This is a genomic window from Rheinheimera tangshanensis (assembly GCF_014645135.1).
Lineage (GTDB): Bacteria > Pseudomonadota > Gammaproteobacteria > Enterobacterales > Alteromonadaceae > Pararheinheimera > Pararheinheimera tangshanensis.
The window spans coordinates 47,825-64,091 of the sequence record NZ_BMLH01000011.1 but is presented as its reverse complement, the minus strand read 5'-3'; the positions used below and the strand labels follow the sequence as shown (position 1 = coordinate 64,091).

Annotated in this window: 13 protein-coding genes; 5 read left to right on the top strand and 8 right to left on the bottom strand. The window is 45.7% G+C overall.

Annotation, left to right across the window (positions count from 1 at the left end; all coding sequences use genetic code 11):
• Positions 1–63: 63 nt before the first annotated feature.
• Positions 64–1,779: an alkaline phosphatase D family protein gene (locus IEW88_RS16700; RefSeq protein WP_147905155.1), complete on the bottom strand. Its 1,716-nt coding sequence runs from the start codon at positions 1,777–1,779 to the stop codon at positions 64–66.
• A gap of 248 nt (positions 1,780–2,027) precedes the next feature.
• On the opposite strand from IEW88_RS16700, the gene IEW88_RS16695 reads away from it, so the two are divergent.
• From IEW88_RS16695 to IEW88_RS16685, 3 genes are all read left to right on the top strand, one after another.
• Positions 2,028–3,515: a methyl-accepting chemotaxis protein gene (locus IEW88_RS16695; protein WP_147905156.1), complete on the top strand. Its 1,488-nt coding sequence runs from the start codon at positions 2,028–2,030 to the stop codon at positions 3,513–3,515.
• Positions 3,512–4,045: a DUF6436 domain-containing protein gene (locus tag IEW88_RS16690; protein WP_147905157.1), complete on the top strand. Its 534-nt coding sequence runs from the start codon at positions 3,512–3,514 to the stop codon at positions 4,043–4,045. Before IEW88_RS16695 ends, IEW88_RS16690 begins: the two co-directional genes overlap by 4 nt.
• A 232-nt stretch (positions 4,046–4,277) precedes the next feature.
• Positions 4,278–7,193, top strand: coding sequence for a putative Ig domain-containing protein (locus tag IEW88_RS16685; protein ID WP_147905158.1), 2,916 nt, complete (start codon positions 4,278–4,280; stop codon positions 7,191–7,193).
• Positions 7,194–7,264: 71 nt separating this feature from the next.
• Here IEW88_RS16685 and IEW88_RS16680 read toward each other — a convergent pair whose 3' ends face one another.
• Genes IEW88_RS16680 through IEW88_RS16670 form a run of 3 tightly spaced genes read right to left on the bottom strand, consistent with a single transcriptional unit; the run spans position 7,265 to position 9,922 of the window.
• Entirely contained in the window at positions 7,265–7,651 is a 387-nt protein-coding gene (locus IEW88_RS16680; protein WP_147905159.1) for a DoxX family protein, read from the bottom strand.
• Positions 7,652–7,664: 13 nt separating this feature from the next.
• Positions 7,665–8,078 (bottom strand): ACT domain-containing protein, encoded by a 414-nt coding sequence (locus tag IEW88_RS16675; RefSeq protein WP_147905160.1) that lies wholly within the window; start codon positions 8,076–8,078, stop codon positions 7,665–7,667.
• A 2-nt stretch (positions 8,079–8,080) separates the two neighbouring features.
• A complete protein-coding gene (locus IEW88_RS16670) occupies positions 8,081–9,922 on the bottom strand; it encodes a glycoside hydrolase family 3 protein (RefSeq protein ID WP_147905161.1) in 1,842 nt (613 codons plus the stop codon).
• A 218-nt stretch (positions 9,923–10,140) separates the two neighbouring features.
• Between IEW88_RS16670 and IEW88_RS16665 the strand changes: the two genes are divergently transcribed.
• A complete protein-coding gene (locus tag IEW88_RS16665; protein ID WP_147905162.1) occupies positions 10,141–10,626 on the top strand; it encodes a hypothetical protein in 486 nt (161 codons plus the stop codon).
• 22 nt (positions 10,627–10,648) lie between these two features.
• Here IEW88_RS16665 and IEW88_RS16660 read toward each other — a convergent pair whose 3' ends face one another.
• On the bottom strand, positions 10,649–11,290 hold the full coding sequence (locus IEW88_RS16660) for a DUF2959 domain-containing protein (protein ID WP_147905163.1): 642 nt from the start codon (positions 11,288–11,290) through the stop codon (positions 10,649–10,651).
• 352 nt (positions 11,291–11,642) lie between these two features.
• On the opposite strand from IEW88_RS16660, the gene IEW88_RS16655 reads away from it, so the two are divergent.
• Positions 11,643–12,305: an EF-hand domain-containing protein gene (locus IEW88_RS16655; RefSeq protein WP_147905164.1), complete on the top strand. Its 663-nt coding sequence runs from the start codon at positions 11,643–11,645 to the stop codon at positions 12,303–12,305.
• A gap of 70 nt (positions 12,306–12,375) precedes the next feature.
• On the opposite strand, the gene yjjG is transcribed toward IEW88_RS16655, so the two are convergent.
• From yjjG to IEW88_RS16640, 3 genes are all read right to left on the bottom strand, one after another.
• On the bottom strand, positions 12,376–13,053 hold the full coding sequence (gene yjjG / locus IEW88_RS16650; protein WP_147905165.1) for a pyrimidine 5'-nucleotidase: 678 nt from the start codon (positions 13,051–13,053) through the stop codon (positions 12,376–12,378).
• Between the two features lie 82 nt (positions 13,054–13,135).
• Positions 13,136–15,523 (bottom strand): Lon protease family protein, encoded by a 2,388-nt coding sequence (locus IEW88_RS16645; RefSeq protein ID WP_147905166.1) that lies wholly within the window; start codon positions 15,521–15,523, stop codon positions 13,136–13,138.
• 200 nt (positions 15,524–15,723) lie between these two features.
• On the bottom strand, positions 15,724–16,179 hold the full coding sequence (locus IEW88_RS16640) for a zinc ribbon-containing protein (protein ID WP_147905167.1): 456 nt from the start codon (positions 16,177–16,179) through the stop codon (positions 15,724–15,726).
• Between the last annotated feature and the right edge of the window lie 88 nt (positions 16,180–16,267).

Sequence of the window (16,267 nt, the reverse complement as noted above, 5' to 3'; positions counted from 1 at the left end):
CTAGCTGACTTGTCGCCTCCCTGCAACTCCAATTACTTTGGCTATCATTTTTAGTTTTGACGGCTAGAGTTTGTAGCTCTGCTGGTACCCCATTTTGGTCTGATACTGCGCTTTGGTGATGTCATCAACAAAAAACCACTGCGCATCGATTTGCTCTTTGCTAAAGGCCACCAGCAAATAACCACGCTGGTGTAAATTACAATACTCCAGCTCGTCAATCAGCGTTGGCAGTACGCTGGCTAACTGCTCCACTTGTGTGGTGTTCAGCTTCAGATAGGTTTCAATACCAGGCGAACTGACCGAAGGTGTGGCGAGTTCTATCCCTACTTTATTGCCTTGCTGATCATGTAAAGTAGAGGCCCAGGCGTTATGGGTATCCCCCGCCAAAACCACCAGTTGCTTGTTCTGCTGCTGCGCTGTTTTATAAACCAGCTCACGCTCGTACGGATAGCCATCCCAGGCATCCAGGTTATAGGCCACAACAGACTCAATACGTTTTTTGTCTTCTGCACTCAGGCTGCTATCCCCTTTGGCAACTCGCTGCTTTAAGGCGGTTAACTGAGCTATTTTTTCTACTAACTCCGGGCCTGGTTTAGAAAAAGCTGACAACAGCTCAGACGGAAACATCATCTTCGCCATCAACACCTGCTGCCCCAGCACCTGATAATGAGCTTTAGAGCGCATCAACTGAGTTTGCAACCATTGCTGTTGCTTTTGCCCAAGCAAAGTACGGTTTGGATTGGTTAAATCAGTGATAAAACGCTGGGTATCAAAAGCACCGGTTTTTTCATCTGTGTAGTGCTTGTAGTCCAGTTGCAGGTTGCGTCCTTCAATACGGGTGTCAAGCATATGCAAATCGACGAGATCACCAAAGGCAAAACTGCGGCTTAAGCTTTGCTGCTGACCAGACAGCTGTTTGCCAGAAACCAGAGGCCGTATTGGCATCCACTCGTAATACGCCTGCAGCGCGTTCAGTTTACGCAGCTGATAATCACCTTCATTCGGCTGATGGTTTTCGGCACCATCTGTCCAGGCGTCGTTGGTAATCTCATGGTCATCCCAGACACAAATAAAGCTATGGCTGGCATGAGCCTGCTGTAAATCTTTATCGCTACGGTACAAGGCGTAACGTTTGCGATAATCCTGCAGGCTTACCATCTCGGCTTGATTGTCTGCAGCTAAAGCCCGGCCTAATTCAACAGAGCGCTCTGTGGCATAACCACCTTGCTCATATTCGTAAATGTAATCCCCTAAATGCAGTACAGCGTCCAGCTGTTGCTGCGCCACCTGTTGATAGACATGGAAATAACCGGCTGGATAATTGGAGCAAGACAAGACAGCAAAACGAACCTCTGACACGGAGCCACTGGGTAGAGTTTTGCCATGGCCTGTAGCAGATACCGTATTGCGGTCACTAAAACGGTAATAATAACTGCGTCCAGGCTTTAAACCTGTTAAATCCACTTTGCAGCAGTAATCAGCTTCCTTACGGGCTAAACAAAGCTGCTGGTGTTTTATCACGGAAAAATCTGCTGTCTCGCTCACTTCCAGCAATAATTGCACCAAGTCCGGTTGCTGCGCCGGAGTCACTTTAGTCCATAAAATCAGACTATCTGTTAAAGGGTCACCACAAGCCACGCCGTGTAAAAACTCAATAGAGCTACTGTTTTTCGCTTGAGGATCGCTACTACTACAACCCAATACTGCGTGACTCAACCAGGCTGCTCCGGTTAAAAAGGCTGTGTTTTTAAGAAAATCTCGTCTGTTCAAGTTGGCCATAGTTCCTCCAAAAAGAAGCTATTCTGTCTGGCCTAGATGATTTTTTGATGACGAACTACTCAGACGGACTACACTTTGTCTGAATAAGGACTAGATTCAACTCAGATATTGATCCAGTGCAGTAAATCGCCGTATACAAACAGCTAAATTAATACAAGTGTTGTGTCGTATCATTATCAACAGGCCGTTGCAGGATACAGTTGTAGTAGTGACCGGCTACTCAAGTTGCCGGACTAAATGAGGTTTTTATGCATATCTATCCGTTCCGTCAACAAGCCTTTCGAATCATGAACAGCATCAATTTAGTGCTGATGTTGCTGGCTTTAGCTTTAGCCAGTTGGCACCAGACCTGGGGCGCTGCTTTATTGATTGGCCTGCCCGCTTTGATCGTACCTTTTGTCTTATACAAAACCTTAAGAGATCACCGCCTGTCTCGTATTGCTTTTGGTGTATCTTTTATGCTGTTTTGCGCTTTACATATTCATCAGTCCAACGGTGTAACTGAACTGCACTTTGGTATCTTTGTATTGCTCGCCGTGTTAAGCGCTTTTCGTGACTGGTTGGTTATTGCAGTGGCAGCTGGCGCTATTGCTGTGCACCATTTACTTTTCGCTTATCTGCAAACTCAGTATGGCAGCGTTTATTTAGTCCCGACAGAAGACGCTACCCTCAGCATAGTGCTGGTCCATGCAGCTTATGTGGTTGTGGAATCTGCTGTACTTATCATCATCAGTTTGAATTCGTATAAAGAGGCTATGGTTGGACTGGCCTTTTCAGAAACAACAAAAGAATTGGTTGCTGACCCCGCCCGTATCAATTTGACGGTGCGCTGTCCTGATATTCGCTCCCATCTGGTTCAGCAGTTTAACCAGGCATTGGATGGCATCCAGCGCACAGTGCACACTATTAACCAGTCTGTTTCATTACTGCACAGCGAAAGCGCGCATTTGTCTGACGATGGCCAGCAGTTGGTGTCAGGTATGCATCAGCAAAACACTCAGGTGAACCGTATAGCCGCGGCCTCTGAAGAAATGGCACAAAGTATTCAGGCGCTTGGCGAACTGGCAGCCGCAGTGTTGAGCGCAGCCAAACAGGCTGAACTTAGTTCAGTATCAGGTAAAGAGTCTGTTGATCAAACCATAGCGGCTATCTCGACTTTGGCGGTGACTTTGCAGGACGCCGGACAAAAAGTGGATAGCATGGCGTTATCCAGCAAAGAGATCACCTCTGTACTTGAGGTCATTAAAAGTATTGCTGAACAAACCAATCTGCTGGCATTAAATGCCGCTATTGAAGCAGCTCGGGCTGGTGAACAAGGCAGGGGTTTTGCTGTAGTAGCGGATGAGGTTCGTACTTTGGCTGGCAGAACCCAGCAATCTACAGAGCAAATTCAGCGTATGATCCAAACCTTAACTGAAGCCAGCCAAAGTTCAGTGAAATCAGTACAGCATTGTTTAAGTCAGGTTGACCATACCGTCAGTCTGGCAAAACGCAGCGATGAACTGCTCAATACCATTACAGGTGAAGCGCAGTCTGTAGCTCGCTCTGCGGATATTATGGCGGGGTCTTTAGAGCAACAACGTCATGCCAGTGCTGAGATGGCCCAGGGTGCACAGTATCTGAATGATAGCGCCGCCGCACAAATGCAGCGCTGCGAAAAAGTAAAACAAAGTACAGCTCAAATTGAACAGGTTGCCAACCAACTGGCGCTTGAAGCGAACAGATTCAGCTGTTGAAACAATCAGGTTCAACCAAGAAAGTAAAAGCTGCAGTTGTGTTGCTGGCAGTTTGGATTGCAGGCAGCGCTGCAGCTTTTTATTGGTTTTTTTTAGGCCATTATGGCGTGTTTGATGAACAGGGTCTGTGGCAACAGCAACCACTTTTGCCAGCGCAAGTGCAAAACATATTGGATCAGCAGTTGCAGCCCGACCGTCTATGGCAAGCTGTGTTGATCACAGACTCTCGTTGCAGCTGCAGTTCTTTTGCGAAAGATCATCTGCGACGCACGCAGCAACGTCAGCCACATTTAGCTGTCAAAATGTTGGAACTGACAGAAGCAAAAGCGCTTGGCTTCGAGGTGATAGCCGCGCCACTCTTGCTACTGTTTCAAAATAAACAACTGATGTACGCAGGGCCAGTAGCCACTGATTTATTATGCAGCGACAATGCCAGTCTGCTCGACGGTATTGTCAGCGGCACCACCCTATTGCCCGGCTTTTGGCTCAATGGTGAAAGTACAGCCTGTCGATGTGTAACAATCCCCTGATTTGTCTAAGTGCGCTATAACTTAAGAAACAACTTTACCTGCAAGATAAACAAAATATTGTGATAGATAGGTAAAAAAGACACAAAACGGCCTAAAACTAAAATAAAAACAGAGAAATAAGAAACAAAAAAGTAAAATTAAATTATCTGGGAATTGATTTTATTCGGTACTAAACAGTATGATTTTATCCCTCTTTCCCTCATTAATTTATTAACTACAAGGAAGTATATAGATGTTACGTCTAACATCCGTGGCATGTGCTGTTGCCATTGTTTTATCAAGCCCTTTAGCTGCCTTTGAAATTCCGTTTTATGAACAAATCCCTGCCAGCTCAGTGCAGACAGAAAGCCCTGAAGCATTAGCCATTACTGAAGAAACCACTGAACGTGAAGGTTTTTTACATCTGGCGGAAAACCTGACTTCGGCGGCAGATCTTACAGTTGCATACAACCAAAATGGTTTTACGTTAATCAGACAAACTGGAGACCAGTTTACAACACTAAAAGAATATGACCTTCAGGATTTAAATCTGAGCAGTGTCCAGCATGTAAGTCTGAGTGCTGATGCCTCTACCTTGTTTGTCTTCCAATACAATGAAGTCGCTGCTTACTCAGTAGCAACGGATGGCACACTGACAAAATTGGCAACAAGAAATGGCTATTATTATGACCAGTATCGAATGGACGCAAATAGCAGCTACATCGATGCTAACAATGCCTATCCAAACACTAATGTTTCTGTTCGTAGCTTTGATAAAACAACAGCCAGTTTTACGTCATCAACAATAGTATTACCGTCGGAGCCGCAATTTGCCCTTTATGACGAGACGAAAGCTGTATTAATTGCTGGTTATTACAACTATAACTTGTCAGTTAGTTTAGTCAGAACGTATAAAAAGGACAACTTGGGACAACTGAATCTGGTTTCTGAAGTATCGGTCAACTCAGTCCCCAATCAACAAAATGTAGCTTATTCAAAAGACTCGGGTAATCTTTTGTTGATGGGATATTTAAGCAGTCAATTGCATGTAGCCAATGATGGCACATTGCAGAAAATTACCAGTAATGATTCTATATTGCCACAGGGCTATCATAATAACTCAGTATTCTCCGGTAATACGCTTTATGTGAATTACGGCGACAGAATACAAGTTTTGAACTTCAATGGCACCGTCATTACTGATGTAGACACAGTCTCGGATTTATCAATCAAAGATATAACTGAATTGAACGGTAGCATCGCTAGCTTGCATGAAAATAGTCTGGTTTTTTACTCCCAAGGACTGAATAGTGCAGAAAAAGTGACTCTGAAACGTGGTCAACAAAGTATGTCTCTATTGCCACTAGATATGAGCGCTGGTGATAGTATCATGTTGAATGACAATTACTTTTTCAGAGCTACATCAGATGAAGCCGAATTATATAAGAAAGAAGCCGATGGCAAAATTAAGTCACTGCAGTTCTTTGAGAGCTCTGAATTCTATCCAGTATCACAATATTGGAACTCCTCCACTGTACATAAACATGGAGAATCAACAGTTCTGGCAGTGCGAAACTCTAAGGTCCGTTTCCTTACTTTTGATAAAAGCAGCGAAACTATTACCCAAACGGCAGAAATCGACTTAAACAGCAAGCTGAGTGATCTAAACCAACTTGCCTACGTTGATAGTGCTAAAGTCTTTGGTTCATACTTATTGATCAAAGCGAATCAGAAGCTGCATCTGTTTAGCTTAGGCGATAAAACCTTAACCTACCTTGATACAGCAGCAGCCGGAATTAATGAGTTCACGACCTTACCAGATCTGGCATATACCGCTGAAATGAATGGTAATTTAGTAGTTAACAATTCAAATACTGGTACGGTGCAAGAGTTAAGAGTCGTCAATAACAGGTTGAAGCAACGTGACTTATTCACTGCGCCACAACCAGGTTATAGCCTCACACAGTTAAAATATGTTTCAGGTCAGCTACACCTGCATATAAATTCAACTGTATATGTCTATAAAGAAATAGATGACCAGTTCAAACTCCTGTCACTTAATAACCTGCCTAATCAAAGCATTTATTATCTGGATGAGCGGATGGTACTGATCCCTGACGGCTGGTCCAGTATAAAAATTGCTAAGCTGGATTTGGAGTCTGGTATTGCTGTTGAACAACAAACTATTGATTTTGCTGACTATCCGAATTTACGTCATGCTTTTATGCTGGGCCAGCATCTTTATCTGGAAGATAATGACAACCAGCTTGCGCTAAGACGTTATCTGGTTAATCGAGCTCCGGATCTGACTCAAATCCCGGCTCGGATGCAGTTTAACCAAGGCGTAGCTTACAGCACTGAACTAGCCTCGCTGATTCAGGATGCGGATGCCAACGATACGCTGACTTTCTCGTTGGTCAATACAGTGAAAGGCATTACAGTCACTGAACAAGGTACTCTGAATTACGACGGTAGCCCTTTATCTGTCAGTGAAGTGGTTGTCCGAGCAACAGACAATACAGGTCTGTACTCCGACATTACTCTGGCATTCGAGCACAACAAAGCACCAGCCTTGGCTCAAGCCTGGGTTGTACCAGTGATTAATCAAAACAAAACTTTTGTACTGGATTTAAATGAGTTTTTTGCCGATCCAGAAGGTTCAGTTTTAACTTATGAAATCACCTCAACAGCAAATCTGACTGCTTCAACTAAAGGTATTGTTAGTGGCACTCTAACAACAGGACAAGCTCATCAGTTAACGGTGCTGGTGAAAGACAGCAAAGGAGCAACCAGCTCTCATACATTGGATTTAAGTGTCAATGCTGCACCTGCATTAACAGGTTCAGCCAATCTGACACTTTCTACTGATGAAACTGCGTCTATCAACCTGGCAACGTTGTTCAATGATGCAGAAGGACAAAGCATTAGTTTCAGCGCAAGCAATTTGCCAGCGGGTTTAACTTTATCTGGCAGCACTATTGCCGGTAAGGTTGCTAATGCAGGTAAGTTTAGTACATTGATCACAGCTACCGATAGCGCGGGCGCTTCGTCCCAAGTGACTTTAAACTTTGAAGCCACTCAGCCTAAAGGTTCGAGTGGTAGCTTTGGCTGGTATTCGGTCTTTGCTTTCATCGCGTTAGTTCTGAGTCGTCGTTTCAGAAAAGTTTAATAGTTTTATAAAATCAAAGGGCCTGCGCAGAGAATATCGCAAGGCCTTTTTTATCGCCAGAGGATGCAGAATTAGCGCCTTGACGGCCAATGATGTACGGCCACAGAGAGCAACACCAAAATCAGCAAAGCGCTGAATTCTGCACCGTTGCGGCCAGGCCCCACCACAAACCAGCCAACTTTGGCATGCAAAATAGCTATGCCTGTGGCGTAAATACCAACATAACCCAGACAAACCAAAGTGACATAACGGTTTAATGCCAGAAATAAAGGACCGATGATTTCAAAAGCAGTAATAGCCACAGCGATCAAAATACCCATAGGCCAGCCATTGTTATCCAACCACTGACCAAAAAGCTGCACGCCTCCGGTTAAAGCTCTGTGCCAGCCATGCGCACCTATCAATCCGGCTAATGCCAGCCGTAGGGTGCCCCAGCCAAAAATTTGTTGTAATGACATTCGCTATCCTTTTCTAGGTTTTGTTTTGCTTACTTCGTTGTAATTGCTTTAAGACCTGCATAGCCGCTTCAGCCTGATGCACAGGCACTAGCAGATGATCATGATAAGCCCCGGCAAATACATTACAACTTAAGCCTGCAGCAGCTAAAGCTGTGGCAAAAGCAGCAGTCAAACCTACAGCTTCTAAAGCTGAATGCACGGTCAGGCAGATCCAGCGCGCCCTGAACAAAATATCAAGTTGATACTCTTGCGCTTGCTGCTCGGTCAATACTAAGGTCAATCCCTCTTTTTCTTTAAAAGTTGCCAATGGCAGAGGCCCATGCCAGTACTTATCCAAAGGCCAGACACAATATACGTAAATGTCCGGCTGCAACTCGGGCTGCATAGTACTGATTAACTGATCCAGTGCTTTGATAGCCACTGTCATTTTTATCTCCTTTCAATCGACTTGTCTTCTGTAGTCAGAGACACAGGCAGCTGACCCTGCGCCTGAACATTTCCGAGTAAAAATCCAATCACCGCATCATAAGCAGGACCAGAAAATGGCCGCTCTGCAGTCTGAGGCTTTTGGTTATAACTATAAGTGGCCAGTCGCACATCCGCACTATCGGCAAAGTCTGCCAGCTCATAAGGGGTGCGTAACGATACCATGACCGTCTTTTTGGCCAGCTTTTTCGCCTGTTGTACGAGCTGAACCAGTAGCTGTTTTTGTTCTGATACGGTCAGCTTCATCGCTGGTAAAGCCTGTAAGTCGGCCAAGACACCCAACTCAGCAGCACTTTGAGCTGGTGATATCAAAGATCCCAGTACCAAATCAGCCTGTTTGATCTGAGCCAATGCCTGATTTTGCTCTGAAGAGGTTAAATCACTACAGGTCACAGCTAAGGGTTGAACACCCCAATGCTTCAACGCCTGCAACCAGCTTTGGCATTTCGTTTGATCGGGGGCGATCAGGTGCAGTTTTAAAGCGGCGAAATTAAGCGGTAACTTTAATTTATTTGTGCCCACTACAGTCAGGCTGGCTTGAGCGAGTTGTTGTTCCAGGTGCAGATCCTGGGCTAAACGTTGCTGGTCTGGCAATACCAATGGTGGTGTTTGGGTTGATAGTTGCTGCCGTAAGCGGGTTACCCGCTGAGCCGACTCTGCGATCTCAGCGCTATTGAGCTTACCTTGTTGCACTGCGGTTACCACCTGATCAATCAGGACCTGAAGCGCTGCTATATCAGAGGGTGTTTTGATTTCATAAGGCATTAAAGCTATATCAGCACCAGCTGCAAAGGTTTCAATCACCGCCTGTGCCGGGTCAAAAAACTGGCTGATCCCAGCCATATTTAATGCATCAGTAATAATGATGCCATCAAAACCCATATCTTCGCGCAATAAGTCGGTCAGGATAGCGCGGGATAACGTGGCAGGTTTGATCACTGCTTCACCGGATTTAGTGATTAAACTACTGTTATCCAGTGCCGGATACTGAATATGTGCCGTCATCACCAGAGCGGGTTGATGCTGTTTAATAAGCTGTCGGAACGGGTATAAATCAACCGCCTCTACCGTGGCTCTGTCGTGTTCGACCAAAGGTAAACCTGTGTGGCTATCGACATGAGTATCACCATGGCCAGGGAAATGCTTCACTGTGCCTAGTACACCGGCATTCTGCATAGCACTGAGCATAGCGCCGCCCGCCCAAGCCACCGCTGCAGCCTTATCGCCAAAAGAACGGGCGTTAATCACTGGATTCGCTGGGTTGTTGTTGACATCCACACTAGGCGCAAAGTTTAAGTTAATACCCAGCGACTTTAATTGCTGTGCTATAGCCTGACCAACTTCTGTGGCATAACGAGTGCCTGAAGATGCCAAAGTTGCACCTATGGCCATGTTGCCGGCAAAAGCCGGAAACTCTGATGTCGGCAAACGGGCCACACGACCGCCCTCCTGATCGATACCAATCAGCAAGGGCAACCCATCACTGCTGGCTTGCTGTAAATCAGCAGTCAGACGGCGGATTTGGTGGGTATCTTTTAAGTTATTGGCAAATAAAATCACGCCACCTAAATGCAGTTGAGTGATAGCGTCGGAAAATTCTTTGGGTAACTCAGTCAGATCAGTTTTGCATTGCGCTGAGCTGCCCTGAGCGCAAAAGTGGCGTAAATCGATCATCAGTTTTTGCCCTATCTGACGGCGTAAATCCTGTTGATCCACTGATTTTTGTCCCATACATCCTCCTGCACTTAATGTCATCACAGCCAGCAGCAGTGCATATTGTTTCATCTGGTCACCACATTCTGAGTTTATGGCGCCACTATATCAGGGCGGAGGATCAGGGCAAAGGCTCAACTTTTTGTAGCTACCAGATAAAATCCGGCCCTCTGGCGGAGAAATCTGACGTTCTGCCACAGAAAAACTGAGAAAAGTTTGCATTGATGCTGGTATGGACAGTTATAATCCCTGCAGTCTTTTGTTGTTATGCCGTATCAGGACAGGTTGTTATGTATAAGCCCACACCGTTGTTAAGCTATTTCTGGGGTTTGTTTAGTGGTTTGATTGTTTCCGCTTTTTTATTTAATTCTCTGACTCAAACAGAAGCGGAAACCGAAAAAACGCCAGTGAAAACAGAACAATCAACGACAAGCCCTGTCCGTGCTGCAGATGCTCCTGTTTTGACTTTAGCGGCCAGAGCCGAGTTATTACTGAAGTACTACACCATCAGAGATGGTGCTGAGGAAACCAACCTGGCGCCTTTATTGCAAAAGAATGGCCATTTGGAAATCTTTAAGCAGATGTTGCAGCAAAGCACTGCCGATGTCAGCGATCTGATCCAATCGACCCAGTCTTTTACTGCAGCACAGTTTTACGCTTCGTTAGTGCGTATCAAACAAAAAGACGAAGAGCAGCAAGCCAAAGCCCAATTGGAACTGTTAAAACCTGCTGGGACAGCGACCACTCTAAAACCACAACAAGCGCCGATCAACTAATCGGCGTTGTTTATCCGCGCAGTTATTCAGCCTGCATCTGAGCAATAAACTTGTTCGAATCAGCAATGGCCTTGTTCATTTCGCTAATCAGGCTGCTGACATCCTGCTGTAATCCAGCAAAATCAGTCTGAATAGAACCTATGGCTTTGGCATTTAAGTTATGTTTTAAAAACAAGACATTGTCATGCATGATTTTAAGCACTGGCTGCATTTTCTTTTCAGCAGAGCGCATTTTTTTTAGCAGCACATCAAACTGTTTTTCTGTCGTCACCAGCTTTTGTTTGCTTTGAGATTTTAAACTGGCACTTTGATACTGCTCCAGCTCATCCCGCCATTCGTTAAACAAAGCATCAGCCACTGATTCCACTTTGTTAATACGGTTGCTGACCAATTCGGCCGCTTTGACACTTTGCTGATACTCCGCATCCAGCTCTTCGTAGTTCCGCTGTAAATCGCCGCCGTGAAACTTCAACAGCTGACTAAGTTCATCCAACGCATTTTTAAACTGTTGTTGACCTTCGACCTGAGCATCCCGGGCATCTTTGACCCTATCAACCAGAATTTCGCGTTTTTCCACGCCAAATTTTTCCATAGTGGCATAGTAAGCTTGCTGGCAACCGCCCAGACAAAGACTAAGCAGCAGTAACACAGGGATTTGACGCATCCATCACTCCTTTATTTCACACCAACATCGGTGTTTAACTTTGGCCTTACATTCTCTGATAAAACACCGATAGTACAGGGCTTAACTGCAGAATGCACCCAAACTTGCAGACAGTGGTGCCGGCCAATAACGGGAAGGCAACACTTTGCCACTGCATTAAAGCTGGCCAAATAACCGTCGCGTTCAATAGCTGTTTTATCCATTTTGTTGAACAAAGATCGGTATTTACATACGTTAGCCAAGCTTTCCTAACCCAACTTTACTCAGAACAGACAGATCTAAACCAGTTCTGGTCGGCACTTTGCAGTTTATCCGGGCGATCAATTCCGGTCGCGTTTGATGGAGAGCCTGAATGAGCATTCAATTCTCTGGCCAAAGTGTATACAACACCGGGTACGCTACAAGGCCACAACTTAGCAAGGAACAACTGACTGAAGCTGCGGGTCATTTATTCGGTCAATTAGACAGTCAAAATAAAGGCTATTTAGAGCAAAGCGATTTCTCAAGCCTGCTCAGTAGCTTGCAAAACGACAACGCCAGTACAAAAAGTGAAGAGCTGTTTAGTGCGCTGGATTGTGATGGAGATGGCCAGCTGACCAGCTCTGAGTTCAGCGATAACTTCAGTAACCTTTTGTATAGCGCTCAGGGCACTATGGGGAACAGACCTGCTCCACCAGAAGATAGCGGCAAGTCAAAAGACGAGCTGACCGCTTTACTGGAAGAGCTGGAACAGGAGGATGACAAGTCCACCGAAGCTCTGCAATCTTTGCTGGCTAACTTTGACAGTGCAGATACAGACGGAGATGGCAAAGTGACTATTCAGGAAGCCAAAAGTTTCAGGGAAAGCCAGCACACTGAGTCTTCGTCTTTAGCCAGCAAGGTAAGCCGCAGCTCTGATCAGAGTGAAAATATCAGCCAGCTGCTTAGCCGTACTATGCAACAGCTCATGGATACTTATGGTGGTCAAACCAAAACACATGCTCAATCAGGCTCCGCTGTAAATATCACAGCCTGAACTGAAGCATCGAACAAAAGAGTATAAAACTCAGGAGTATCGGGGTGTCTGGCACGGATGCTGCCCCCTTTTATTGGATCAACAAAGCTTCCAGCTGCGACAAAGAATGAACTTCACAATCCGGTACTATGCCTGCGGGCAAGATGGCATTAAAGCGATTTAACCAGCAGGTATAAAAGCCAGCATCTTTGCCACCTTTGATATCAGCGACAGGATTATCTCCCACCATCAGTACTTGCGACGGATCGGGTTTTCCCATCAGCTCTTTGGCGTGCGTAAAGATCTGCGGATGAGGTTTCGCCGCCCCCACCTGCTCGGATATCACCAGAATGTCAAAGTGATTATGCAAGCCAGTGCGCTCTAAACGAATTTGCTGCAAGTCGGTAAAACCATTAGTGATAATGCCAAGTTTGGCTTTACCTTGCAGCGCATTGAGTAAACTGACAGCACCAGGCAAAGGAGTACAAACTTCTGCCATGGCTTGTAAAAAGCCAGCATTGAGCACTGAAGGCGCAATATTTAACTGCTGCCCCCAATAGCTAAAACGCTGTTCCTGTAACTGTTTCGCAGTAATTTCACCGCTTTGATACTGCAGCCAGAGTGGCTGATTCAGTGCCTGATAGTCTTCATAATGCTGGGTGGTGAAATCCACGCCATAGCCTTTAAACAGCAACTGCAAACCAGCATAAGCGTCAAAATGAAATAAGGTTTCGTCGGCGTCGAATAAAATCCAATTAAAAGCTTTCACGTTTTTTCTCTTCACATCGTAGTCGAGGGACTATCTGAGTTGTGGATCAGAGCTGATAGCTCTGATCTTCTGATCTAAGGCGTTAATCATCGGAGCCGTTGACTATAGCTGCAATGTCTTCCAGACGACGCAGTGCCAGGTAGTTGATAGTGCGTTTTGGATACTGGCCTTTGCTATTGCGTTCACCTGCCGGCATATCCATCAGCAGTTCCAGCGCTTCATCCACCCCTTTAACCACATAAATATGGAACTGGCCCTGTTCAACCGCTTTGATCACTTCATCATTCAGCACCAGATTCAACTGATTGCTGGCCGGAATAATACAACCTTGTTTGCCGGTTAAACCACGGGACTGACACAAACGGAAGAAACCTTCGATTTTTTCGTTCACACCACCTATAGCCTGCACCTGACCATGCTGGTTAATAGAACCCGTCACCGCTAGACTTTGGGTAATAGGAATATCGGCAATAGCAGAAATCAGCGCACAAACCTCAGCCAAAGAGGCGCTATCGCCATCTATTAAGCCGTAAGATTGCTCCATCGCTATATTGGCCGATAAAGTCAGTGGAAAATGCTGAGCGTATTTAGCCCCTAAATAACCGGTTAACAGCATGACCCCTTTGGAGTGAATGGATTTACCCAGCTCAACTTCACGTTCTATATCCACCACACCAGTGGAACCGGCAAAAACTGTGGTACTGATGCGAGCTGGCGTACCAAAAGCAGTATCGCCAATTTCCAGTACAGTTAAGCCGTTAATCTTGCCGACCGCCCAATCGTCTGTGTCTATTAAAATCTGGCCTTCCTGAATATCTTCCAAAAAGGATTCACTGATGCGGCCTGTACGGTATTGTTTGCCTTCCAGCGCCATTTGCACATGCTCAGCACGCAGCTCAGACGAGTCATGCTGAATGGCGTAAAAACAAGCTTCGCGCACCAGCTCCAGCACTTCAGCAAAACGGGCAGAAAGTTTGCGTTGGTGTTCAGCCTGACGGAAACTGAAATTCAGCAACTGCTTTAAGCCGCAGGCGGACAAGGTTTCCATCTCCATTTGCTGAATTTGATCCTGAATTTGCAGCGACATAAAACGCACTGTCTGCTCGTTAAAAGGCAAATAATGCTCAAAGTCAGCTAAGACGCGGAACAGTTCATTAAACTCATCGTCCACGTCCTGCACCAGATAATACAAATCCCGTGACCCCAAAAGCACCACTTTGACACTCAATGGTATAGCTTTGGGCGTGATAATGGTGGAGTTGGTGACTGCGTGATCGCTTAAGGTGTCGATCACTATTTCGCCACTTTTCAAGGCCAGTTTCAGCGCATCCCAAACCGCAGGTTGAGATAACAAACGATCCGCATCCAGTATCAGATAACCGCCATTGGCTTTATGTAAAGCACCGGGACGGATCATGCGGTAGTTCGTGTACAAAGAGCCTTGCATCGAGCTGTATTCCACCCGGCCAAATAAGTTGCCGTAGCTTGGGTTAGGCTCAAAAATGATCGGAGCGCCGTCCATTAACTCGTGGTGCATCAGCACATTAGGTACAAAATCGCCAACAAAAATGCTGCGAATATCCAGCTCTTCCAGCTTATCGCTTTCAGCCTCTTCCGGCAGCAGTTCCAGCATAGCTTTGACTAAAGCGGGCTTCATTTCACGTAAGTAACGTAATACGCCCAGTTCACCTGAATAGTCGTGCTCTAACTGCTTTAGCAAGGGCTTTATGGCTTGTTCTATGGTGTCACGGCGCAATGCACGCAGGTTTTCTGACAACTCGCGTTTCCACTGCGGTAATTCCAGCAACTGCTCGTTCAGAATGGTTTCAAGATCAGAGACTAAATCATAGAAAAACTGGCGTTTTTCTTCAGATAAGTTAGCAAACTCGCTGTCATCCAAGGCTTTTCCATCGACCACAGGCGAAAAGCTGACTGCACCATTTTCTTCATAGAGTACCACTTGCTGCTCTAAGGCCTTGCGTTCCACCAAAGCAATAGCGGCTTCGTATTTGTCGTCAAAGGCCTGATGTATGGCTTTTTTCTTGCGCTGATACCCTGGGTTATCAAAAGCTGCAGGGAAAGTATCGAGTAATTCGTCAATTAAGGCTTCGACCTTTTTGACCAGCACCTTACCTTCACCCGGTACTAAACGTAAGGTACCTGGAATTCGCTCATCGTCGAAATTATTGATGTAACACCAGTCATCCGGCGTGGCTTTTTCGCTGGCAGCTTGCTGCAGAATATCCTGCACTAAGGTGTAACGGCCTAAAGCTGGCTCACCCATGACATAAAGGTTGTAACCCGGCATATCCATGCCAATGGCAAAATTTAATGCCGCCTTTGCTCTGTCCTGACCAATAAAAGTGCTGGATAAACCCGTCACATCCAGCGCTTGCTGGATCAGGTTTTTATCCAATTGTGGGCCTAAATGTTCGGCGGTTAAAGCATACTTGTGGCTGTTGTGCGTCATGCAACCTGCTCAGTGTTGAAAGATGAAAACTACAATTTCCGTCATCTTAACAAATCATTGAATAAAATGAATGATGTAAACCTAAGTAACTTGGAGTTGCAGGGAGGCGACAAGCCTCTGAGACCCCAGGAGCATAGTTAACCTATGTGACTGGGGCGAGTGGCGCAGTCAACAAAGCTGCAGCTTCAAGGACGACGGTTTTAAAAAGGCAGGCCCTGTCGGCTGAACTGCGTACCTCCACAATAGACACAAGCACCTAATTCGGCCGGATGATAAAAAGCTAGCTGTTGCTGACACTGCTGGCATTGATACAGCCCCATGCCCACTTCTTCACCTTGTTGATAGGTGCCTTGATGCTCCAAATCCTGCATCAGTTCCTGCCATTCAATCTGAGTTTTGTCGGTGATCAGTGAAAGTTCATACCACAGAGTTTCAGGCCAGAGTGATGGCGCTTGTTCAGACTCAGTGGCCTGGCGTTTAAAGGTTTCGATAAAAAGCTGGGTTTCATAAGCCGTCAGCTCTTTACCCGCTTTGGCATAAGCTTTGATTGTGTCGGCAAAGCTCACCAGATTATCCAGTTGCTGCTGCCGCCCTTCTTTGAACATAGCGGCTAACTCATTGAGCCAATTCTGATATTTATCTTTAAATTCGGACATAAATCCTCCTTACAACTCTTAGTGAGTATAGACGGACAAAATCAACTGGCTGGATTTTAAACCTGTAGCCCGGTTTTTTAGTCGCAAG

Excerpts from the sequence above, each read along its gene's own strand:
- IEW88_RS16700 (WP_147905155.1), bottom strand. The coding sequence starts at position 1,779 with ATGGCCAACTTGAACAGACGAGATTTTCTTAAAAACACAGCCTTTTTA.
- IEW88_RS16695 (WP_147905156.1), top strand. The coding sequence starts at position 2,028 with ATGCATATCTATCCGTTCCGTCAACAAGCCTTTCGAATCATGAACAGC.
- IEW88_RS16685 (WP_147905158.1), top strand. The coding sequence starts at position 4,278 with ATGTTACGTCTAACATCCGTGGCATGTGCTGTTGCCATTGTTTTATCA.
- IEW88_RS16680 (WP_147905159.1), bottom strand. The coding sequence starts at position 7,651 with ATGTCATTACAACAAATTTTTGGCTGGGGCACCCTACGGCTGGCATTA.
- IEW88_RS16675 (WP_147905160.1), bottom strand. The coding sequence starts at position 8,078 with ATGACAGTGGCTATCAAAGCACTGGATCAGTTAATCAGTACTATGCAG.
- IEW88_RS16670 (WP_147905161.1), bottom strand. The coding sequence starts at position 9,922 with ATGAAACAATATGCACTGCTGCTGGCTGTGATGACATTAAGTGCAGGA.
- IEW88_RS16665 (WP_147905162.1), top strand. The coding sequence starts at position 10,141 with ATGTATAAGCCCACACCGTTGTTAAGCTATTTCTGGGGTTTGTTTAGT.
- IEW88_RS16660 (WP_147905163.1), bottom strand. The coding sequence starts at position 11,290 with ATGCGTCAAATCCCTGTGTTACTGCTGCTTAGTCTTTGTCTGGGCGGT.
- IEW88_RS16655 (WP_147905164.1), top strand. The coding sequence starts at position 11,643 with ATGAGCATTCAATTCTCTGGCCAAAGTGTATACAACACCGGGTACGCT.
- IEW88_RS16645 (WP_147905166.1), bottom strand. The coding sequence starts at position 15,523 with ATGACGCACAACAGCCACAAGTATGCTTTAACCGCCGAACATTTAGGC.
- IEW88_RS16640 (WP_147905167.1), bottom strand. The coding sequence starts at position 16,179 with ATGTCCGAATTTAAAGATAAATATCAGAATTGGCTCAATGAGTTAGCC.